The 20,420-nt window shown below is 44.5% G+C and carries 19 protein-coding genes and 1 other annotated feature; of the genes, 7 read left to right on the top strand and 12 right to left on the bottom strand.

Annotated features, from left to right (window positions below; genetic code table 11):
- Positions 1–187 precede the first annotated feature (187 nt).
- Entirely contained in the window at positions 188–1,168 is a 981-nt protein-coding gene (locus IWT5_RS03530) for an aldo/keto reductase (RefSeq protein WP_089108568.1), read from the top strand.
- 387 nt (positions 1,169–1,555) lie between these two features.
- Here IWT5_RS03530 and IWT5_RS03525 read toward each other — a convergent pair whose 3' ends face one another.
- From IWT5_RS03525 to IWT5_RS03515, 3 genes are read right to left on the bottom strand one after another with little or no spacing between them, the layout of a single operon-like run.
- Complete coding sequence (locus IWT5_RS03525; RefSeq protein WP_089108567.1) at positions 1,556–1,942, bottom strand: hypothetical protein; 387 nt, start codon at positions 1,940–1,942, stop codon at positions 1,556–1,558.
- Positions 1,935–2,255 carry an acetyl-CoA carboxylase gene (locus IWT5_RS03520; RefSeq protein ID WP_225360204.1) on the bottom strand — a complete coding sequence of 107 codons (321 nt, stop codon included), beginning with the start codon at positions 2,253–2,255 and terminating at the stop codon, positions 1,935–1,937. The genes IWT5_RS03525 and IWT5_RS03520 overlap by 8 nt, the downstream gene beginning before the upstream one ends.
- Positions 2,248–3,549: a Y-family DNA polymerase gene (locus tag IWT5_RS03515; protein ID WP_089108565.1), complete on the bottom strand. Its 1,302-nt coding sequence runs from the start codon at positions 3,547–3,549 to the stop codon at positions 2,248–2,250. The genes IWT5_RS03520 and IWT5_RS03515 overlap by 8 nt, the downstream gene beginning before the upstream one ends.
- 153 nt (positions 3,550–3,702) lie before the next feature.
- On the opposite strand from IWT5_RS03515, the gene IWT5_RS03510 reads away from it, so the two are divergent.
- Positions 3,703–4,242 carry a PAS domain-containing protein gene (locus IWT5_RS03510; protein ID WP_159459277.1) on the top strand — a complete coding sequence of 180 codons (540 nt, stop codon included), beginning with the start codon at positions 3,703–3,705 and terminating at the stop codon, positions 4,240–4,242.
- Between the two features lie 286 nt (positions 4,243–4,528).
- Positions 4,529–5,686, top strand: coding sequence for an ArgE/DapE family deacylase (locus tag IWT5_RS03505; RefSeq protein ID WP_089108563.1), 1,158 nt, complete (start codon positions 4,529–4,531; stop codon positions 5,684–5,686).
- Positions 5,687–5,847: 161 nt separating this feature from the next.
- On the opposite strand, the gene IWT5_RS03500 is transcribed toward IWT5_RS03505, so the two are convergent.
- The gene (locus IWT5_RS03500; RefSeq protein ID WP_089108562.1) at positions 5,848–6,840 is read right to left on the bottom strand and encodes a D-2-hydroxyacid dehydrogenase; all 993 of its coding nucleotides are present in this window, start codon (positions 6,838–6,840) and stop codon (positions 5,848–5,850) included.
- A 345-nt stretch (positions 6,841–7,185) separates the two neighbouring features.
- Positions 7,186–7,408: a binding site (T-box leader), on the top strand.
- A gap of 77 nt (positions 7,409–7,485) precedes the next feature.
- On the opposite strand from IWT5_RS03500, the gene IWT5_RS03495 reads away from it, so the two are divergent.
- The 4 genes from IWT5_RS03495 to IWT5_RS03480 are packed head-to-tail and all read left to right on the top strand — an operon-like array spanning position 7,486 to position 10,968.
- A complete protein-coding gene (locus tag IWT5_RS03495) occupies positions 7,486–8,442 on the top strand; it encodes a ketopantoate reductase family protein (protein ID WP_089108561.1) in 957 nt (318 codons plus the stop codon).
- Between the two features lie 12 nt (positions 8,443–8,454).
- Positions 8,455–9,276, top strand: coding sequence for a MetQ/NlpA family ABC transporter substrate-binding protein (locus tag IWT5_RS03490; protein WP_089108560.1), 822 nt, complete (start codon positions 8,455–8,457; stop codon positions 9,274–9,276).
- Positions 9,270–10,316, top strand: coding sequence for a methionine ABC transporter ATP-binding protein (locus IWT5_RS03485; RefSeq protein ID WP_089108559.1), 1,047 nt, complete (start codon positions 9,270–9,272; stop codon positions 10,314–10,316). The genes IWT5_RS03490 and IWT5_RS03485 overlap by 7 nt, the downstream gene beginning before the upstream one ends.
- A complete protein-coding gene (locus tag IWT5_RS03480) occupies positions 10,309–10,968 on the top strand; it encodes a methionine ABC transporter permease (RefSeq protein ID WP_089108558.1) in 660 nt (219 codons plus the stop codon). The genes IWT5_RS03485 and IWT5_RS03480 overlap by 8 nt, the downstream gene beginning before the upstream one ends.
- Positions 10,969–11,204: 236 nt before the next feature.
- Here the strand turns inward: IWT5_RS03480 and IWT5_RS03475 are convergent, their stop codons facing one another.
- The 8 genes from IWT5_RS03475 to arcC (IWT5_RS03440) all read right to left on the bottom strand — a co-directional run bounded on the left by IWT5_RS03475 (position 11,205) and on the right by arcC (IWT5_RS03440) (position 20,410).
- A complete protein-coding gene (locus IWT5_RS03475) occupies positions 11,205–11,672 on the bottom strand; it encodes an arginine repressor (protein WP_089108557.1) in 468 nt (155 codons plus the stop codon).
- A gap of 17 nt (positions 11,673–11,689) precedes the next feature.
- A complete protein-coding gene (gene arcD / locus IWT5_RS03470; RefSeq protein ID WP_089108556.1) occupies positions 11,690–13,162 on the bottom strand; it encodes an arginine-ornithine antiporter in 1,473 nt (490 codons plus the stop codon).
- Positions 13,163–13,193: 31 nt separating this feature from the next.
- A complete protein-coding gene (locus IWT5_RS03465; RefSeq protein ID WP_089108555.1) occupies positions 13,194–13,883 on the bottom strand; it encodes a Crp/Fnr family transcriptional regulator in 690 nt (229 codons plus the stop codon).
- Between the two features lie 41 nt (positions 13,884–13,924).
- Positions 13,925–14,887 carry a carbamate kinase gene (arcC, locus tag IWT5_RS03460; RefSeq protein WP_089108554.1) on the bottom strand — a complete coding sequence of 321 codons (963 nt, stop codon included), beginning with the start codon at positions 14,885–14,887 and terminating at the stop codon, positions 13,925–13,927.
- Positions 14,888–15,054: 167 nt separating this feature from the next.
- Positions 15,055–16,083 carry an ornithine carbamoyltransferase gene (gene argF / locus IWT5_RS03455; protein ID WP_089108553.1) on the bottom strand — a complete coding sequence of 343 codons (1,029 nt, stop codon included), beginning with the start codon at positions 16,081–16,083 and terminating at the stop codon, positions 15,055–15,057.
- Positions 16,084–16,099: 16 nt separating this feature from the next.
- Positions 16,100–17,335 (bottom strand): arginine deiminase, encoded by a 1,236-nt coding sequence (arcA, locus tag IWT5_RS03450; protein WP_089108552.1) that lies wholly within the window; start codon positions 17,333–17,335, stop codon positions 16,100–16,102.
- 489 nt (positions 17,336–17,824) lie between these two features.
- Positions 17,825–19,366, bottom strand: a complete 1,542-nt coding sequence (locus tag IWT5_RS03445) for a YfcC family protein (RefSeq protein WP_089108551.1) — start codon at positions 19,364–19,366, stop codon at positions 17,825–17,827.
- 93 nt (positions 19,367–19,459) lie between these two features.
- Positions 19,460–20,410 carry a carbamate kinase gene (gene arcC / locus IWT5_RS03440; RefSeq protein ID WP_089108550.1) on the bottom strand — a complete coding sequence of 317 codons (951 nt, stop codon included), beginning with the start codon at positions 20,408–20,410 and terminating at the stop codon, positions 19,460–19,462.
- Positions 20,411–20,420 lie beyond the last annotated feature (10 nt).

The following is a 20,420-nucleotide window of genomic DNA, read 5'->3' as shown; positions in this document are numbered from 1 at the left end:
GAGGCGGATAATCGAGTGATATCAAACACATGTCTGGTATAGTTCTCTTATCCCCGTCAACAATTATATAATAGCACCTTTTTAGCACTCTTACAAGTAGAGTGCTAATTTTATTTTTATTTTTTTTATGACTTAAACTGGTTATAATAAAGCTGTATGTTAAAACGCTTACAAGGAGGATTCATTGATGACAAAGACAGTTAAAATTGGTAAATCAGACGTGACCTCAACGCCACTAGGTCTTGGAACCAACGCGGTTGGCGGCTATAACCTCTTCCCTAATTTGAATGACGACGACGGCTTAAACATTGTTAAAACCGGTATTGAAAACGGCATTACCTTGTTAGACACCGCCTACGTTTACGGACTGGGTCACTCAGAAGAACTGGTGGGTCAAGCAATCAAGGACTTTGACCGCCACCAGTTAGTGATTGCAACTAAGGGTGCACACGACTTTTCAACGGGTGAGCAAGTTATCCGTAACGACCCAAAGTTTATTACCCAGCAAGTTGAGAATAGTCTGAAACGCCTTGGCACCGATTACATCGATATTTACTACCTGCACTTCCCAGATCATGACACCCCAAAGGCCGAAGCAGTGGGTGCGCTGCAACGTCTACGGGAACAGGGTAAAATTCGGGCAATTGGTGTTTCCAACTTTAGCCTTGATCAAATTAAGGAAGCTAACGCTGACGGGTACGTTGATGTCGTCGAAGATGAATTCAGTCTGCTGCATCAAGACCATGGTGCAGATATGCTGCCGTACTTAAAGGAAAATAACATCAGTTTCGTGCCGTACTTCCCGTTGGCTAGTGGCTTATTGACGGGTAAATATCAGCGCGACACCACTTTCCCAGATGATGATATCCGTAGTCAGATTGCGGACTTCCAAGAACCGCGTTACGGCCAAATTCTCACTGCGGTCGATGCGATCCGGCCGATTGCTGAAGTGCACGATGCAACGGTGGCGCAAACCGTTTTAGCTTGGTACATCAAGAACCCATTGATCAGTGTCGTCATTCCAGGTGCCAAGAAGCCGGAACAGGTGGCAGCCAATGCCAAGGCTTTGGATGTGAAATTAAGCGATGCAGAATTTAAGCAAATCGACGCTGCTTTTGAAGCTTTTAAAGAGATGAAGAGTGGTAAGTCGTTGAGGGATCCGGATTAGAAAGAAGTGTGTAAGCAGGCGGTTAAGGAGCGGCGTGTAAGGTGATGTTGGCAAAAATCCCGGTTTTGGATTTATGCCAATATTGGCTTACACATAGCTCCTTGCCTGCTGGAGCACGTTAGAGTGTGGAGGTAAGCGATTAGAAACTGGAGCCTAAGGCAGAACTGGCAGAATTCCCCGAACTTGGGAATTCTGCCAGTTTTGCCTTAGGTGCAAGTTTCTGCTTACCGGAACACGTTTCGGCAATATAAAATAAGTGAGGTTATACAGCCCAGCTCCTACACAGCCCAAACGCGCTCCAGCAGGCAGGGACTTATGTGTAAGGGGGCGTTTGGCAAAAATCCAAACCCGGGATTTCTACCAAACGCCCCCTTACACGCCAGTCCCTTAACGCCTGCTTCCACGCTCTACATTTCTAACATCCCCCAACGCCACACCTTTCTGTCCTGCCAAATACACCCGATCATCCTCATAACCAATCACTTTACCAACTAAATCAGGCAAGAAATGACCATCTAAGTCACGGTTGTTCAACTGGATACTGACCGTTTGACCATTTGCATAGGCTTGACTTAATAACTGTGACATTTCTTCCAGAGATTGCTGCGTTCTGGCAGGATACTTCTTGGCCTCCTGCTTGGCCTGTTTTTTAAGAGCGGCTGTATGGTCGGACAGATAGTAGCCTTGCCACTTGAGAATGCCGCGATCCCGGTAATCATGCTCAAAAAAGCGTTGAACTAGCTGATCATCATCAATTTGCCGGAGTTTATTCATCTTTCAATCGCTTCCCTTGAATAAGTCGCTGATTAGAGGGCCAGCGCTGACCGGTAAACCCCACGTAGATAAAACTGAGCTGCGTATGCTCTCTTAACCCTTTAACCAGCTGTTCTAAATACGTTAACCGATATTGCCGAATACTATGCAGCGGTTGCGACTTTAAACGTCGACCCCGATGCTGATAATTTAGAAAAAAATTGTAGGTTTTATCGTAAGGGTCATCCGTAATTTGAACTTGATAGCGGGTTTGCGGCAACCGTTTAAAGCCCGCATCCAAGCGTTCGATAATGACCTTTAAATCTTTATTCATAAGCATTTCCTCCATTATGGCCACCGACTAAGGATGCCCGTTCAATGGCGGTACCACCCTTTTGCAAACTGCTGGCGTAGACTAACCGAGTGAACCCGAACCGGTCGCGAATCGCATCAACTACATGATCAGTTTTGGTGCGCTTGATCTGCGCCTTTGCGGACTCAAAGAAGTTCAGTTGCAGACCAGTTGAGGCACAAAGCCGACTGGTATACACGGCAACGTTACGTACGGTCTGCCCTTCCCAGTTGCGTCTGAAAATTCTAATCACCGCTGCAACAATTTCAGCGTTTTGGTCGGTTGGTGCGATGCGCATCTCTTGATGAAAACCGCTGCGGCCGTCTGCTTCACTGGCTGCGTATGAAAAACCAATCCCTAACGACACACAGCCTGCTTGTTTATGATGGTGACGCAACCGTGAAGCCACCTGTTCGCCAACTTCTTTAATCACCGTTTCAATCTCTTTTTGCTGCACATAATCTCTGGGTAACACTTGCGAATTTCCCAGACTCGCATTTTTTGGCCCGCGCCGCTGATTCAATTGAGACCGATCGATGCCCCAAGCCATCGCAAATAACTGCTGGCCGATCAGTCCCATCTCACCCTTTAACTGATAGGGATCCACGTGTGCCAATTCGTACATATTATAGATACCCAAACGGTTCAAGTGCGTTGCAGTTCGGTTCGCGATTCCCCAAACATCCGTTAGCTTATCAACCGTCCAGATTTTCTCCGGTACGGTTGAATAGTGAATCTCACCAATCAAATCATCATCGTGTTTAGCATATAAATCCAATGCCAACTTAGCCTGAACCGGATTATCACCGATTCCAACCGTGGTATAGAGTCCTAATTCCCGTCGAACCGTTTTTTGAATCCGAATCGCTACCTCTCGCGGTGTTTTACCAAATAACCGCCAAGAGTGCGTTAAATCTAAGATTGATTCGTCGATTGAATACGGTAATAAATCTTCGTTGGCAACAAACCGCCGAAAAATATCGTTGATCTGCAAATTACGTTTAATATATAAATTCATCCGTGGCGGTACCACCACCAGTTGCGGATCCTGTGGCACTTCCCTCGCACGGGAAACATTTGCTTGCAGATGATAATGCTTTTTAGCTTCCGGCGACGTTGCTAAAACCAGACCGCCGTTCGTGTTACTGGCCTCGCTCATGACAACGAGTGCAATCTTTAATGGGTTCCACCCCCGCGCGACTGCTTCGACGCTGGCGTAAAACGACTTATTATCGATTAGAAAGAAGACCCCATGGGGTTCATTTTGGTAATTCATCACGCTCACCTCGAACACATGTTTGTACTCATTATACAAACATATGTTCTAATTTGGCAAGCCCTAATTCCAAATTTCTTGTGCATTTTACTGAAGTCCCCTCAGGCTCGTACTATAATAGGGTTATTAAGTGAATATTGGAGGATGATTTTTATGTCAGATGAGCCATTTATGAAAGATGCACACGTCACTTTTCCCAGCGGAACTTTAACACTGACTGAGCTTCAGCAACTCTTTAAAACGATTCCGTTTGAATTAGACTTAGTCGATGCAAATGATCGCTTTGGCTGGTACTCAGATCAGCCGGACCGCAATCACGTTCGCTCTCAAGATCAAATTGGTAAGACGCTGGCAGAAGTTCATCCTGCACAAATTCTGCCAGCTATCAAATCCGTCATCGATAGTTTTAAAGCTGGCAAACGTGATTCGTTAACCATTCCCAGCACGCAAAAGGGTCACAAAATCGTGACGACCTACTACGCACTGCGTGATGATGACAGCCATTACTTGGGCACCTTGGAGTGTACGATCAATGCCGATAAGATCATCGCCATGTTCGAAAACGGCGCGTTTGACGCAATCTCTGGCGCATCATCTAAACCTGCAAACCATCCTGATGCAACGACCAGCGCCTCCGTTAAGCCACAGATGCCAGACAACATCGATACGACGACTGGGGCTTCACAAAAATAGAAAAAGCAAGCGTGTGACACAACTCGGTAGATTCCAGAATTTAACGTGAATAATGCCTATCCCGTTTTGTTGGATAGGCATTTTTTTAGGCTAACAAGTCCCGTAAAATTTTAAAAATAGCTCCCTTTTACTTCAAACTAATGAATCGGTAAAAATTCATTTAAAAGCTTTCATAGCACTGATCTAGCGCGTTTTCATATCTGCCGTTAGAGGTGCAAAAGGGGACAAGTGAAGTTAAAACGTTTATACTAAAAGTATAAGTCTGAAAATGAAAGCGGAGGTCACCATGGATAAAGAAAATAAAATTGACATCCTAACGCACTTGGTGCAAATTGATTCGGCTAATGATCACGAAAAAATGATCGCAGATTACTTAGAAAAGTTACTCACGGATCACGGCATCACAGTTAAGCAAGTTGAAACAGCCACTGGGCGCAACAACTTGATTGCTGAACTTGGCGAACCAGACGCAACACCCGTCTTCGCCTTTGCCGGTCACATGGATACTGTCAGTTTCGGCAACTTAGATGACTGGGCACATGGGCCATTGTCAGCTGAAATCCACGGTGACCGCCTGTACGGTCGCGGCAGTGCCGATATGAAAGGCAGTTTAGCTGCCATGGTGATTGCCATGATCGACTTAGCCGACAGTAAAACGAAAATTCCTGGCCGGATTCGCCTCTTAGCAACAGTTGGTGAAGAGTACGGTGCTTTGGGTTCTAAACAATTAACTGAACAAGGTGAAGTTGATGACGTTAACGGCATGATTATTGGTGAACCAACCAGTGGCGATGTGGTTTACGCTCACAACGGTTCACTGAATTATACCGTTACTTCAGAAGGCACCCCAGTCCACAGTTCGATTCCAGAACAAGGCGTAAACGCTTTGACCAACTTGGTTAAATTTGTGAATGCCGAAGCCGACCTGTTTGCTGACGTTAAGCCTAGCAAGGAAGTTGGGCCGCTGGTTCACAGTATCACCGTCTTCAACAGTGGCGACCAAGTTAACACCATTCCTGGTCATGCCGAATTGCAAGGCAACATTCGTGCAACACCTGAATTTGGTAACGGTGCGGTCATCAAGCGCTTGAACATGATTTGCCGTGGCCTGAGTTCTGCCCCTGGTGCTGACCTGTCCTTCAACGTTGACATGTCCTTTGATCCAGTGGTTACTGATAAAGAAGATCCGTTGGTTCAATTAGCGCAAACTGAATCCGGCAAGGCACTCAAACATGACGTTGAGTTAAAAGTGATTCATGGCGCTACCGATGCTTCAGAATACCGTAAAGCAGAAAATCAATTTCCAATCGTCGTCATGGGTGCTGGTGACTGGGAAAATGCCCACAAGATGAACGAATACGTTGAACTAAGCCAGTTCTTAGTCATGGATGACGTTTATAAGACAGTTGCTTTGAAGTATTTGAAGGAATTGAATAAGAAATAAATCTGGAATGGTTGTGGTTTAGCGTGTTAATGCTACATAGCCTAAATTCGCTCCACAACACTGATTCCGGCCATATAACGACAAAAAGGCAGGTCCCCAAATTCATGGACCTGCCTTTTTGTCGTTATATTCTGGAATCAATCCGTGTTGTTCCGCGCTCTCTAAAATTCATGTTCACTCTTTCCACCACTAATAATCGCCAGCGTATCATCCAGCGACTGCATGACCATATTCTTCACCGCATGATCAGTGAAGAACGCCACGTGCGGCGTTAACAGAACGTTAGCCATTTGCTTTAACTGATTGTAATGTTCGATTGGTGTGGGGCCATCAAACTTTTGGTTAAAAATCTTAGTTTCATCCTCAACCACGTCCAGTGCTGCTCCCGCGATTTGCTGGTTATTCAGTGCACGGATCAATGCTTGCGTATCAACCACCGGCCCGCGCGAATCGTTGATGAAGTAAGTCGTGGATTTCATTTGCGCAAAGGCCTTATCGTTAATCAAATGGTAGTTATCTTCGCCGCCCCAAACATGCATGGAGATAATATCAGCTCGTTTGTATAATTCTTCCTTGCTGACGTAAGTCATGACACCCCGCAAGTCTTCTCGAGGAGCCCGTAAATCGTTGCCAATCACCGTTGCGCCAAGGGCATGGAAAATTCTGGCTAACGTTCCCCCGATGCGGCCGACGCCAATGATCCCAACGGTCAGCTCAGTTAATTCCTGTGACCGCAAGCCGAGCACGACATAGTTATTGTCGCTAAGCCGGTCATTAAATTGAGGAATGTGTCGAATGAGCTGTAAAGCCTGTGTTAAGGCTAACTCAGCGACCGCTTCCGGTGAGTAAGACGGCACGTTGGTCACGCGCAAATGATTTTCCTTCGCCCACTTCAAGTTCACGGTATCAATACCGGCAGAACGAGCTGATAGCTGAATGATGCCGTAACTCGCTAATTGCTTATAAAAATCGGGGCTCTGGGTCACAACAGTCCGTTGCTTGAAATCAACACCATCATAGCCTTGAACCATCCCCACCGTATCATCATGTAACTCTTTTAACGTGCTATCCACTTGAACGTCATGTTCTTTTGCCCATTGATCAATAAAGGGCTGCTCATCTTCACGAACGTTGTAAGCCAAAATCTTTGTCATTATTTGTCATTCCCCTACCCAAATATTTAATCAATTGATTTCTCCCAGTTTATGCGTTGATAATTGAATACCGTTAATTATCAAACAGTATTTAAAGAGTGTCAATATTAGGATTAAAAACAAATTGGTTTTTGATGATATCCCGAAAAGTAAAACGGCGATTTTCAGCGTTCCAAAATAACGTTTATGAGAATAAGTGAATCTTTTTCTAATTTTTCAAGATAACACTTTAATTCACTGTACAAAGGAATTACACCTATATTTCGGCCACTATAACTGAAATAAAATTAAAAAAGATTTGACAGTTTCAAATTTACCTGCTACTATTCAACACATAAATTAAAAAATGAAACGTTGATGAGAAGAGTACGCACCCTTTAATTTCAAGAGAGCCCCGATTGGTGAGAACGGGTGATTGAAAGATGCCGAAGATGAGCTCGGAGTTTAATTTGCGGTGAAAGCCAATAATTCGTGAGGATACGATATAATCCCGAACATTATTTGTGTTAGAGAGACTAGTCATTGACTAGTAATCTGGGTGGTACCACGGTTAAAAATCGTCCCTGTGTTGCATATATTATGCGATGCAGGGATTTTTTATTTGGCGTTTCATTTTTTGAAAACTTTAAGAGGGATGTGGGATTGATGCATTATACAGTATTAGGTTCAGGTGCTATGGGTCTTCGTTTTGGGGTTTTACTTCAGGAAACGGGTCAACAAGTTGATTTTGTTGATGACTGGGATCCTCAAGTAGAGGCCATTAAGAAACAAGGTGGCGTGTATGTTACCCGTGATGGTCAAAACCGTCACTTGGTCAACATCAACATCAGTTACCCAGAAGATTACACCGGCAAGCCAGACGCCTACATCATTATGTGCAAGCAGATGGGCCTGCAAGAAATGCTGACGCGTTGTGCTCATTTCTTCCAAGAAGGGCAATATGCCATTACCTTAATGAATGGCATGGGCCACATTGAAAAAATCAACCAGTACTTTGATCCAAAGTACGTCATTGCCGGAACTGCTATGATCGGTACGGTTTTGACTAAACCTGGCGAAGTCGACTTCATTGGTAAGAAGCACGCCGGTTCACTTCATCTGGTTAACCAAACCGAAAAACCAGATGACTTTACCCACAAAGTCATCGACGAATGGGACGCTGCTGGGACTAACCCAGGGCTAACCACTAACTTCATCGGAACGTTGCTGACCAAGGTCATTTATAACTCGGTTGTGAACACCTTAAGTTCAATGTTTAGATTACGTCAGGGACAATTCATTTCAGCTGACGTTGCCCCGACTTTGGTGGATAAGTTAGTCAAAGAAGCTTATGAAGTCTTCGATGCAGCGGGTATCAAGCCAATTCAAACCAAGGAAGAAGCCACTGAGCTGATTTATCACGAAACCCGTGATCTGACACCGAACCACTACTCATCAATGTTCCAAGATATTCGCAAGAACCGGCCGACTGAAGTCGATTACATCAACGGTTACCTGTATGATTTGGGTCAAAAGAACGGCTACAATGCCGTTACTCATGACTTCTTGAGAGATGTCGTTCACTTAGCAGAACATGCCAATAACATTTTAAACGCCAAATAGGGGGAATTTAATATGAAAAAAAGATTACTGAAATTATTAGGCCTTGCCGGATTAGTCTTAGCTACCAGTGCAACTTTAGCCGCCTGTGGCAACAGCTCAAGCAAACAATTGGATACCAAGAAAATTACGATCGGCGTGACTGCCGGCCCTCACGAACAAATTTTAGACCAAGTTAAGAAGTTGGCTGCCAAAGACGGCTTAACAATCAAGGTCCGTTCATTTACCGATTACAACACACCAAACTCAGCCCTCTCTTCTGGTGATATTGGTGCTAACTCTTATCAAACAGGTCAATTCTTGAAGCAACAGGAACAGGATAAACAATACAAGTTCGACGAAGCCTTCAAGACAATTGCCCTTCCCATGGGCCTCTACTCTAAGTCCATCAAGAACTTAAAGGACCTGAAGAGCGGCGATAAGATTGCCGTTCCAAACGACCCAGCTAATGAAACCCGTGCTCTGGAACTGTTCCAAAAGAACGGTATCATCAAGTTACGTAAGGGTGCCGGTGAAAAAGCCACTAAGAAGGATATTGCTTCTAACCCTAAGCACCTCAAGGTTTACGAACTAGATGCTTCACAATTGCCTAAGCAATTAAACGACATTACCGTGGCAGCTATCAATAGTAACTTCGCGCTGGCCAACCACATTTACCTCAAGACCGCCCTCGCTCACGAACCTTTGAAACATAACGTTTACGCTAACTACTTCGTTGTTCAAAAGGGCCACAAGAACGATAAAGTGATCAAACAAGTTAAGAAGTATTACCAATCTAAGACCATCAAAAACTACATCAACAAGGAATTTAAAGGGGCTGTGGTGCCACAATGGTAGAAAACGCAAAAACACCATTTATTACATTTAATCACGTCAGCAAAACATTCAAGGGTACTTCCACAACTAAGGAAGTCCACGCCGTACACGACGTTTCGATTTCAGTCGATCAAGGTGAAATCTTCGGTGTCATCGGCTACTCCGGTGCTGGTAAAAGTACGCTGATTCGGATGATCAACGGTCTTGAAACGCCAACTGAGGGTTCCGTGATGATTGATGATCAAGACGTGACCAAACTAAATAAGGAAAAGTTGGCACAGTTGCGGCATAAAATCGGTATGATCTTCCAAAACTACAACTTGCTAAAGACCGCCACGATTTACCAAAACATCACGATTCCGCTGAAACTAGAAAAGCTGCCCACAAATGAGATCAAGCAACGTGCCGAAAAATACTTAAAAATTGTGGGCCTCTGGGATCGCCGTAACAGTTATCCGTCACAGCTTTCTGGCGGGCAGTCACAACGGGTGGCCGTGGCCCGTGCATTAGCTCATGAGCCGCAAATCCTCCTATCTGATGAAGCGACCAGTGCCTTAGATCCTGAAACCACCAGTTCAATCCTGGATCTGTTGAAAGATATTAACCAGAAACTAGGCATCACCATTTTCATCATTACCCATGAACTGGATGTTGTTAAGAGCGTTTGTGACAAAGTAGCAGTCATGGAATCGGGAGAACTGGTTGAACAGGGCCGAACCATCGACATTTTCACTAATCCAAAGAAAGCAGTCACTCGTCAGTTCTTGGGTTCCAGCGATCTTTCAGGTGTCCCGGCAACGTTACTGGCTGAGACTCAAAAGCACAATCACGTTTTACTGATCAAATTCATTGGTAATGAAGCCTCAACACCAGTGATCGCACAGTTAACCAAGCAGTTCCACGTTGAACCCAACATCATGGCTGGTTCCATTGAGTACCTCAAGGAACAGCCCTATGGTAAACTGCTGATTTCGATTGAAAATAATGACAGTTATGATGCGGAAATCCAGTATCTCAAAGATAAGGGCGTTATCGTAGAGGAGGTTGAACAAGTTGAGTAATTTCATAGCTGAATGGGGTAATACCATCGTCAACGGTTTAACCGACACTTTGACAATGACCATTATCACGTTGATTATTACGGTTATCATTGGGGTTCCCTTGGGCGTTCTCCTAGTGGAAACCAACGTTAAAGGAATGTATCCCAATGCGTCATTGCACGCCACTCTAGAAACTATCGTTAATATTTTGCGGTCATTGCCGTTCATCATCCTGCTGTTTCTGATTTTACCAATCACGCGGTTTTTGGTCGGGACAACGATCGGTATCCGTGGTGTGATCCTGCCACTGGTTGTCTACTGTGCACCATTCTTAGCACGGTTAATTGAATCTTCCCTACTGGACGTTGACCCCGGTATCATCGAGGCCTACCAGTCAATGGGCATTAGTAATTATAAGATCATCAGCCGCGTCTTACTGAGAGAAGCGCGCAGTGGAATCATCCGTGGCTTAACACTGGCTGCCATTGGCCTGATTGGGGCCACTGCCATGGCAGGACTAGTCGGCGCCGGTGGTCTTGGTGACATTGCCTACCAATACGGATTCCAGCGCTACCAGCCAGACATTATGTATACTTCAATCGTGATCCTGATTATTCTAGTACAGGTTATCCAAAGTATTGGCAACGTTGTAAGCCGGCGATTAACGAAATAACTTTAAACCATAGAAGACGCTGATAGTTAGCTGCTATCGGCGCCTTTTTATGAGCAATTTTAAGACAAAATACGTTGTTATTTTACCTTGGTGCTATCCGTCAATATAGCCTCATTACGTGCCAAAACTCAGATTCCGGCCAGTTAACGCAAATAATGCCTATCCCGCAAAAAGCGCGGAATAGGCATTATTCACGTTAACTTCTGGAATCTACCGAGTTTTGTCACAGCTCGATTTTATTCGGCAAGAGTTTCATTCATATGCTTTTTAAAGAGATCATAGACTTTTTGAGCTTCAATCTCGTCTGCACTGATAACGATAATTGCGTCATGACCCGCTAACGATCCCTTAACTTCAGGGAGATCCAGGTCATCAAGAATCGCTGCCAGCATATTCGCGTAGCTCGGAAAAGTATGAATCACGTTAAGAAACTGAATACGATCAACTTCCGTTACTGTTTCGCCAATAGAACGGTACAAATGCTGCATCTCATTTTGATTACCTGCTTTATAAATCATATAGCGAGAAGAGCCGCCAGCATCTTGTTGTTTCACAATCTGCATTTCGCGGATATCCCGTGAAATCGTCGCTTGAGTCGCGGTAATGCCAGCTTGATGCAGGCGTTCCATCAGTTCTTCTTGCGTCGAAATCACATATTGATTAATCAGCTGTTCAATTTTGTTTTGGCGAACAGTCTTTTTCATCTTGTCTCACCTACTCGTTAGAATAATTTACCCATCTGACTCCAATCAAGACCGGTCACACCGTTGACACCCAAACGGAAGAGTTCAAAGACGGTCAACAAGGCGACGATGAAGATTGCGATAGCAAGGATCCGTTCGCCAGATGAGAAGATCTTATCGGCATGGTTGTCGTTCTTTTGCAGCAAGAAGTAAACCGGAATACCAACAGCGAACAATAGACTCATCAAGAGAATGTAACCTAAGTTAGATGCGTACAATAGCCATACAGCGTAAATACTTGCAATCCAACCAACAACTAAGTTGCCAGTACGGCCAGGTGTGCCAGCTGATTCGTGCATCGTGAACTTCAATTGATAGAATGCCGAGAATGCGTATGGAATCAGAATAGCGGCACTAGCGATTGAATAGAAGAAGTTGTAAGCTGATGCGGTAATCAAGTAACTGAACATGAACAATTCAACACAGACGTTCGTGAAGAGCAATGAGTTGATTGGTGCACCATTCACATTTTCCTTGGCAAAGATCTTTGGGAAAGTCCCTACCTTGGCAGCTTCGTATGGTAATTGGCCAGCAAACATGGTCCATGATAACCAAGCACCAACAACGGAGATAATCAGACCACCGTTAACAACAATGGCGCCCCACTTACCAACGACACTTTGTAACAAGTCAGCCATAGCGGGTTGACTCAAGTTAGCTAAGCCAGCTCGACGCATAACACCAAATGACAGCAAGGTGATCAATGCGTAGATCAAGATAACGGTAATGATCCCAAGGACCGTGGCTTTACCAACATCAGAACGCTTCTTAGCACGGCCTGAGAAGACAACGGCACCTTCAATACCAATGAAGACCCAAACAGTTACTAACATGGTGTTACGAACTTGACCCATAACGTTACCAAATTGGAAACTGCCGCTTGGTGTGAACCAGAATCCGTGGCTGAAGACACCTAATCGGAACGAAATAACCATGATAACTAAGAAGATGAAAATTGGGATCAGCTTTGCGATAGTAATAATAGCGTTAACAAACGATGCTGATTCGACACCCTTCAAAATCATAAAGTGGCAGGCCCACAGAATAACTGAGGCAGCAGCGATTGACCAAAGGTTTTGGCCATCTTTGAAGATTGGGAAGAAGTAGGCCACCGCACTCATCAGCAGTGTGGCGTAACCAACGTTCCCCAGCCATGCTGACAACCAGTAACCCCAGGCTGAGTTAAAGCCCATGTACTTCCCGAAACCGGCTTCAGCATAACTATAAACACCGGCATCTAGGTCTGGCCGTTTCATCGTTAAGTTTTGGAATGTTTTCGCTAAAGTTAACATCCCAATAGCGGTAATGACCCACCCAATCATGATAGCACCGGCACCAGCACCAGCTGCCATATCATGCATCAGGTTGAACACCCCACCACCAATGATGGAACCAACAACTAATGAAATCAGCTCAAATAAATTTAATTTGCCTTCATGTGATTCTTCCAAAAATAACACATCCTTTCGTTCAAAAATCTATTTAGATCAGTGACTCTGGATTAAACTGAAAGTTCTTATGCTGATAGCTCACGATACCTTCATCAACCAGCTTACCAACGACTTGACCGGCTGTTTCACGGGTCGTCCCGCTAACTCTGGCAACTTCTTTCAAAGTAATGGGGTATGGAATCGTCGTTTTATCCGGCGTTTCGTGAGTCCCCAAATCTTCAGCAATCAGTATCAGCGCCTGTTTGACGCGATGCGAAGCACTGGAAGTTACCATCCGTTGCAGCCGATCCTCAGTATCGTTGATAATTTGACCCATTTGGGCAATGAGTAAGGCCATCATCTGCTTATTTTCGCGCAGCAATTTTTCAAACGTTGCCATCGAAAATGAAGCGATCGTGATGGTCGTCATAGCCATCGCAGCATAGGTATACGTCTCACCAATAAATAACCCACGATACGGAAAAGCTTTGTGAGGACTCACATAGTTAATGAACGGAAAACTACCGGATTCATCCACCCGTTCGAGGCGAACGACCCCGTCTAGGACATAGTAAAAACGGGTTCGCGGATCACCTTGATCAAATAAGACCTGACCCTTAGAGAAGGTTTTGATCTGCATTTGATCTGCCAACTGATTAAATTCACTATCAGTCAGGGGCGCAAATTCTGCTTGCTGCCGGATGATTTTGCGATACTTTTCAAGTTCGTCTGTTCTGTTCATGTCGAGTCCCCTTTTCAATCTTTTGCTATGCCGTACCTGGACTATTTGGTGGGTACTGGAGCAGCAGTGATAATCGTACCGCTGCCTTCGCTTAGAAATTGACCAACGTTCTGCAGTGATGTCACAACAGCTTTGGCATCTGGACGCTGTTCAACAAACTTGATTGCAGCTTCAACCTTAGGTAACATGCTGCCTTTAGCGAATTGATCTTGCTTGATGTAGTCTTTCAATTCCTTGACAGTCACGTTGGTTAATTGCTTTTGATCAGGTTTGTTGAAGTTCACGTAGATGTTATCTACGGCAGTCAGGATAATCAGCAGGTCAGCCCCGACAAGCTCGGCCAGCTTTTCTGATGCGAAGTCTTTATCAATAACGGCTTCACGGCCAACGAACCGGTTGCCATCACGAACAACTGGCACACCGCCGCCACCTACTGCCACTGGGATAATATCAGCATCGACAAGTTTATTCACGACATTTGACTCGTTAACCCCAATTGGCTTCGGTGAAGGAACAACTCTACGATAACCCCGGCCAGCATCTTCAACAAATGTTTGGTCTGGATGTTCGGCACGAAGCTTAGTAACTTCGTCTTTACTATAGAATGGGCCAATTGGTTTGGATGGGTTAGTGAAAGCAGGGTCATCAGGTGCCACTTCAACTTGAGTGACCACCGTTGCGACGTCCACATTCATCCCGTTTTCAGCTAATACTTGGCTCAAAGCATTTTGCATCCAGTAACCGATGCTGCCTTGAGTCATAGCGACGGCTGTATCCAATGGCATTGCTGGGTTGGCTTCAGTACTGCCTGCAGCTTGCTGAAGTAATAAATTACCTACTTGTGGACCGTTACCATGGGCGATGATCAAATGATCACCTTGCTTGATAAATTCCACTAGGTAGCGAGCTGTATCGAGTAAAGCTTGTTGTTGCGCTGCTGCACTAGCATCCTTAGATAGGATGGCGTTACCGCCGAGTGCGACGACGATTTTTCTTCCTGACATAATAAACATCCTTTCGTTTCTATATGAGCCAATTTTTATTTGCTCGTTTAATTTCGAGTTCACCACGATAAGGGGCCGCACTTAAATAATCTTTGAACCAGATTATTCTAGCGCGACCCCTCATCTATTGGGAGTTAAACGTCTTTTATTCCAATTATCGCAAGTGATTAAACTCTTGGAATGAAGAGATTTCCTAAAGTTGCTGCCATCATCGCTTTAATGGAGTGCATCCGGTTCTCTGCTTCTTCGAATTGGCGTGCGTATGAACTACGAAAGACTTCATCAGTAACTTCCATTTCAGTAATACCATATTTTTCTTGAATTTCTTTACCATATTCAGTATCAGTATCATGGAATGCTGGTAAGCAATGCATGAAGATCAGTTGATCATCTGGGGTGCCGGTCTTCTTAAGTGCAGCCATGTTAACTTGGTATGGCTTCAATAATTTGACCCGTTCTTCCCAGTTGCTTTCGCCCATTGATACCCAGACGTCGGTATAAACGATGTTTGAACCCTTCATACCTTTGTCGAGATCATCGGTGATGAGTAATTGAGCACCTGATTTAGCGGCAAATCCGTTAGCTAAGTCTTGGATTTCCTTGGTTGGGTGTAATTCCTTAGGGGCAACGATGTGAATGTTGACACCTAAGATGGCACCAGTTACCAACAATGAGTTAGCAACGTTGTTACGGCCATCACCCATAAAGGTTAATGTTAAGCCCTTTAAGTGACCAAAGTTTTCCTTAACCGTCATGAAGTCAGCCAGCATTTGAGTTGGGTGCCATTCGTCGGTTAAGCCGTTCCAAACTGGTACACCGCCGAATTCTGCCAACTGGTCAACAACTTTTTGGCTGAAGCCACGGAATTCAATGCCGTCAAACATGCTTCCCAGTACTTTAGCAGTATCTTCGACAGATTCCTTCTTACCGAGCTGAATATCGTTAGCACCTAAGAATTCTGGGTGAGCGCCAAGATCAATCGCAGCGGTCGTAAATGCTGAACGTGTTCGAGTTGAAGTCTTTTCAAACAGTAAAGCAATATTTTTGCCTTCCAAATAATGATGTGGAATGCCAGCCTTTTTTAAAGCCTTTAAATGCAAACCAAAATCGATCAAGTATTCTAATTCAGCCGCGGTAAAGTCCTTTTCAGCCAGTACTGAACGGCCCTGAAATACACTATTTTTGAAATCTGTCATGTTAAAATTCTCCCTTTTATAGATCTTCTCTTACTAATGGCATGCTCATGCAACGTGGACCCCCACGGCCCCGAGATAATTCACTTGAAAGAACTTCCAGAACTTTAAGGCCATGTTCGCGAAGTACCCGGTTGGAAACGTAGTTACGGTTGTAAGTAACAACGACACCTGGTGCAATTGCCAACGTGTTTGAACCATCGTTCCATTGTTCTCTGGCTGAGACGATTGGATCGCCGGCACCAGTTGGAATTAAGTCAAGATCGTCTAAGTGAAGTGCGTCTTTAAGGACTTGCTTCAAATCAGTTCTGTGGTCGAGGTTTAATTCACCATCTTTGCCTTGGGTGATCGTCCAAGTATCAATGTGGCCACCTTCACCTAAGATACCTGGGTGAACAGTGAATTGATCCTTGTTGATCATGGTAAAGACAGTGTCCAAATGCATCATCGCATGGTTATGCGGAATGCGAATGGCAATGATCTTTTCATAACCGCTCTTGTTCTTGAAGAGGTTACGAGCAATGTCTTCAATGGCATTGGCTGAAGTCCGTTGTGAAACACCGATTGCAAGTACAGTGTCACTGAGAACTAATTCGTCCCCACCTTCAATACGAGTATCATGGTTACGATCACGCCATACCTGAACGCCTTGGTTAGCAAAACGTGGGTGGTATTTAATAATCTCTTCCATAAACAGTGATTCACGACGACGGGCCGTAAATGTCATGTGGTTAATGCTGAGTCCATCACCGATTGAGGCTGCTGGGTCTCGTGTGAAGTAGAGGTTAGGCATTGGATCCATGAAGAATGGGTAATCCTCTTCTTCGGCCGCACTGACAAGGTCGCGTGGCACAAAGTCAAGTTCGTTCTTACGAACACCGCCCATGATCTTAATAACCATATCCTGAGTTGACATTGAGTTGAGGTATTCTTTCAAAACGTTGTGCAAAACGCCAGCTGCGTAGCCAGATTCTGCAAGCATTTGTTCAAGAAATGCGTCTTTAACTTGGTCACCGCCAGCATCGAGTGCTTCGGCTGCCAATTTTTCAAGATATAAGACCTCAACACCGTTATCCCTAAGTGTATCCGCAAAGGCATCATGTTCCTTTTGGGCTACAGGTAAGTATGGGATGTCATCAAAAAGCAATCGGGGCATCATATCTGGTGTGAAGTTTTCAACTTCAACGCCGGGCCGCTTTAACATCACAACTTTCAATTTTCCAATCTCGGAAGTGACGTGAATTGGTTTTGTCATCTGTGTTACCTCCTATCTCATTTGAACAACATCATCATACCTTGTATTGTAACCGTTTTCTAAAGCGCTTTCACATCTGAAATGTACATTTTTTCACACTTTAATTTGACATTGAATATCTTCGAGCATTTATACAGTTTATTTGAATATTCAGGATAATTTAAGTATTTATACGACCAAACATGTATAAAATTAAATAATAATATTTCCGTTAAATTTTAAATTAAATTTGGTTAATGCCCAATATAATAATGTTTAGGACGTTTATCGTATAAAACTATTGGGAATGGTATCCCTTTAATATACATGTATACTAATAAATTCAATTGTGAATAATCGAATTGTGAGTATCGTTAGTTTTGCTGGATTGTATGCCAGCAGCCAAGTCTATGCGGTTCTTTGAGCAAGGGGCTGGTTTTCATCCGCCGAGTCAATAAAAGAGTCTCAAAGCAACCGTCATTTCAGCACTTTGAGACTCCTTTTAAACTTCTAGTAAATCAAGACCTGAGCCACTAGGATGCCGCCACCGAAGACGAGGACAAACACAACCACTGGCCAAACAAAGCGGAGCCAATGTGAATACTTCATATCAAGCATCTGCAAGGTGGCCATGACTAAACCAGTTGGGGCTAGGAATAGCATTGCATATTGACCAAATTGATAAGCAGTGACAACCACAAACCGTGGAATGTGAACGGTATCTGCTAATGGCGCCAGAATTGGCATTGAAAGAACTGCCAACCCTGATGAAGAGGGCACGATGAAGCCCAGAACGAAGAAAATAAACAGCATCACAATGATGAAGACCGGTCCATCCATATGTGAGACTAAGTTGGATGAGAATTGCAGCATCGTATCCGAGATCATCCCGTTATTCAAAACCAGATTGATCCCGCGAGCTAAACCGATGATCAACGAAACACCCACTAAACCAGATGAACCTTTAACGAAGGCATCGACGACGGCTTTTTCACCAATACCGAACTTCCCGGTGGCCGTCATGATCATAATAATGATAGCAAACGTTAAGAAGGAAGCGGCCATATTAGGAAAGGCCCAGCCTTTGTCCATCACACCCCAGACCATGATTGGAAACGAAATCGCAAATAAGATCAAAATGATTTTTTTACGGGCTGTGAATACTTTACTCGAGCCATCATCTGAAGCCACCGACCACATAGCATCAAAGGAATCACGATCCTCATATGAATACGAAGCCGTTGGGTCTTTCTTGACCTTTTTGCTGTACCAGTGCAAATAAGCAATCACAAAGGCGGCAGCTACAATGACGCCACCAATACGCCAATCTAACCCTTGGGTAAAATCAATCCCCGCGGCATTCGAGGCTATCACAACTGAGAACGGGTTAATGGTTGAGAAACAGGTCCCAATGGAACTCGCGAGGAAAATCGCCCCCACACAGACTATTGAGTCGTAACCCATAGCAATGAAGACGGGAACTAATACCGGATAAAAGGCAACTGCCTCTTCTTCAATACCGCACAGCGTTCCCCCTAGAACCATCAGAATCGCCACTAGGAAAATCAAAAGAAATTCATGGCCCTTCGTTTTCTTAGTTAGTGCCATTAAGCCAGATTCAAAGGCACCGCTGGCCTTCACCACGCCGATTAATCCCCCAAGCACGAAAATAAAGACCATAATATCAATTGCTTCAACGACCCCGTTGACCATGCTGGTTGGAATCGCGGCGATTTTTGCCGGCCGCTGCTTTAATTTCTGATACGTATTCGGAATCGAAATGGGTTGCGTGATGCCCCCTGAAGTAAACTGTTTAACATTGATTTTGACACCAAGTTTATCCAGCTCATTTTGAGTCGCAGGGACCTTATCAACAGAACCGTTTGGCTTTTTGATCTGTAACTGAGCGGTGGGCTTGTTATAAGTCAGCTTCGAATAGCTGCCTGCTGGTATTACCCAAGTTGCAATTACGGCCACAATCGTCAGCACAAATAAAATTGTGAACGCACCAGGCATTCGTAATTTAAAATGTCTTTTTGCTACTGTCATCATACTCACTCCTATATCTCATTTTCACTAAAAACGTGGTCGTAAAGAACCGATCATCAATCTCGATTCGTTCGACCACGTTTCAGAATTAACTTCCTATTCTTTTACTAATGCACCTTGTTTGCTGAGTACTGTCCCTACCTTACCCGCTAAAGCATCGTCAAGATGATCCAGTGAGGTAATGAGTGCTTTTCGGTGCTCATTGGCTGAAACGAAGTCTAAGCAGGCTTCAATTTTGGGAAGCATGCTTCCTGGTGCAAACTGACCTTCATCAATATACTTCTTAGCTTCTGCAACCGTCAGATCACGCACGGCCTTTTGATTCGATTTGCCGTAATTGACGTAAACCTCATCCACCGCAGTTAAAATGATGAGCTGATCGGCACCAATATTATCTGCTAACAGTGCGCTGGTGCGGTCCTTGTCAATCACAGCGGGGACGCCCTTCAAACCATCATCCGTTTTAATAACGGGCACGCCACCACCGCCACCGGCGATAACTAAGTTGCCAGCTTCAATTAAATCGTTAATGCTATTTAATTCAATAATCGATTTTGGCTGCGGTGATGGCACTACCTGCCGATAGCCACGGCCTGCGTCTTCTTTGAAAACGTATCCCTTGTCGTGTTCGATCTGTTGGGCAGCTTCTTTACTGTAAAAGGCACCAACGGGCTTGGAAGGATTTTGAAAAGCCGTGTCAGTCGGGTTAACTTCAACTTGAGTGATGACAGAAACAACGTTTTTCTGTAACCATTGCTTATGAAGTTCGTTTTGCAGGCTTTGCTGTAAATGATATCCAATGTAGCCCTGACTCATCGCACCGCATTCTGGGAAGGGAAAAGCAGCTGTTTGACCATGCTCTGCAGCGTAATTCATGCCGAGATTAATGGCACCAACTTGCGGACCATTACCGTGGCTAATCACCACTTTATGTCCAGCCGATACCAAGCCAACCAAAGAAGTGGCCGTATGTTTAACCAGTTTCAGCTGTTCTTCGGGTGATTTACCTAACGCATTGCCGCCTAACGCAACGACTATTTTCGCCATAAGTGACATC

Source organism: Secundilactobacillus mixtipabuli (genome assembly GCF_002217925.1).
In the GTDB taxonomy this organism is placed as follows: domain Bacteria; phylum Bacillota; class Bacilli; order Lactobacillales; family Lactobacillaceae; genus Secundilactobacillus; species Secundilactobacillus mixtipabuli.
The sequence above is the reverse complement of the archived record's forward strand: the minus strand, read 5'-3'. Positions and strand labels throughout refer to the sequence as shown.

Excerpts from the sequence above, each read along its gene's own strand:
- IWT5_RS03495 (WP_089108561.1), top strand. The coding sequence starts at position 7,486 with ATGCATTATACAGTATTAGGTTCAGGTGCTATGGGTCTTCGTTTTGGG.
- IWT5_RS03530 (WP_089108568.1), top strand. The coding sequence starts at position 188 with ATGACAAAGACAGTTAAAATTGGTAAATCAGACGTGACCTCAACGCCA.
- IWT5_RS03465 (WP_089108555.1), bottom strand. The coding sequence starts at position 13,883 with ATGAACAGAACAGACGAACTTGAAAAGTATCGCAAAATCATCCGGCAG.
- IWT5_RS03445 (WP_089108551.1), bottom strand. The coding sequence starts at position 19,366 with ATGATGACAGTAGCAAAAAGACATTTTAAATTACGAATGCCTGGTGCG.
- arcA (WP_089108552.1), bottom strand. The coding sequence starts at position 17,335 with ATGACAAAACCAATTCACGTCACTTCCGAGATTGGAAAATTGAAAGTT.
- IWT5_RS03505 (WP_089108563.1), top strand. The coding sequence starts at position 4,529 with ATGGATAAAGAAAATAAAATTGACATCCTAACGCACTTGGTGCAAATT.
- IWT5_RS03475 (WP_089108557.1), bottom strand. The coding sequence starts at position 11,672 with ATGAAAAAGACTGTTCGCCAAAACAAAATTGAACAGCTGATTAATCAA.
- IWT5_RS03500 (WP_089108562.1), bottom strand. The coding sequence starts at position 6,840 with ATGACAAAGATTTTGGCTTACAACGTTCGTGAAGATGAGCAGCCCTTT.
- IWT5_RS03510 (WP_159459277.1), top strand. The coding sequence starts at position 3,703 with ATGTCAGATGAGCCATTTATGAAAGATGCACACGTCACTTTTCCCAGC.
- IWT5_RS03485 (WP_089108559.1), top strand. The coding sequence starts at position 9,270 with ATGGTAGAAAACGCAAAAACACCATTTATTACATTTAATCACGTCAGC.
- IWT5_RS03515 (WP_089108565.1), bottom strand. The coding sequence starts at position 3,549 with ATGAATTACCAAAATGAACCCCATGGGGTCTTCTTTCTAATCGATAAT.
- arcC (WP_089108554.1), bottom strand. The coding sequence starts at position 14,887 with ATGTCAGGAAGAAAAATCGTCGTCGCACTCGGCGGTAACGCCATCCTA.
- arcC (WP_089108550.1), bottom strand. The coding sequence starts at position 20,410 with ATGGCGAAAATAGTCGTTGCGTTAGGCGGCAATGCGTTAGGTAAATCA.
- IWT5_RS03520 (WP_225360204.1), bottom strand. The coding sequence starts at position 2,255 with ATGAATAAAGATTTAAAGGTCATTATCGAACGCTTGGATGCGGGCTTT.
- IWT5_RS03490 (WP_089108560.1), top strand. The coding sequence starts at position 8,455 with ATGAAAAAAAGATTACTGAAATTATTAGGCCTTGCCGGATTAGTCTTA.
- argF (WP_089108553.1), bottom strand. The coding sequence starts at position 16,083 with ATGACAGATTTCAAAAATAGTGTATTTCAGGGCCGTTCAGTACTGGCT.
- IWT5_RS03525 (WP_089108567.1), bottom strand. The coding sequence starts at position 1,942 with ATGAATAAACTCCGGCAAATTGATGATGATCAGCTAGTTCAACGCTTT.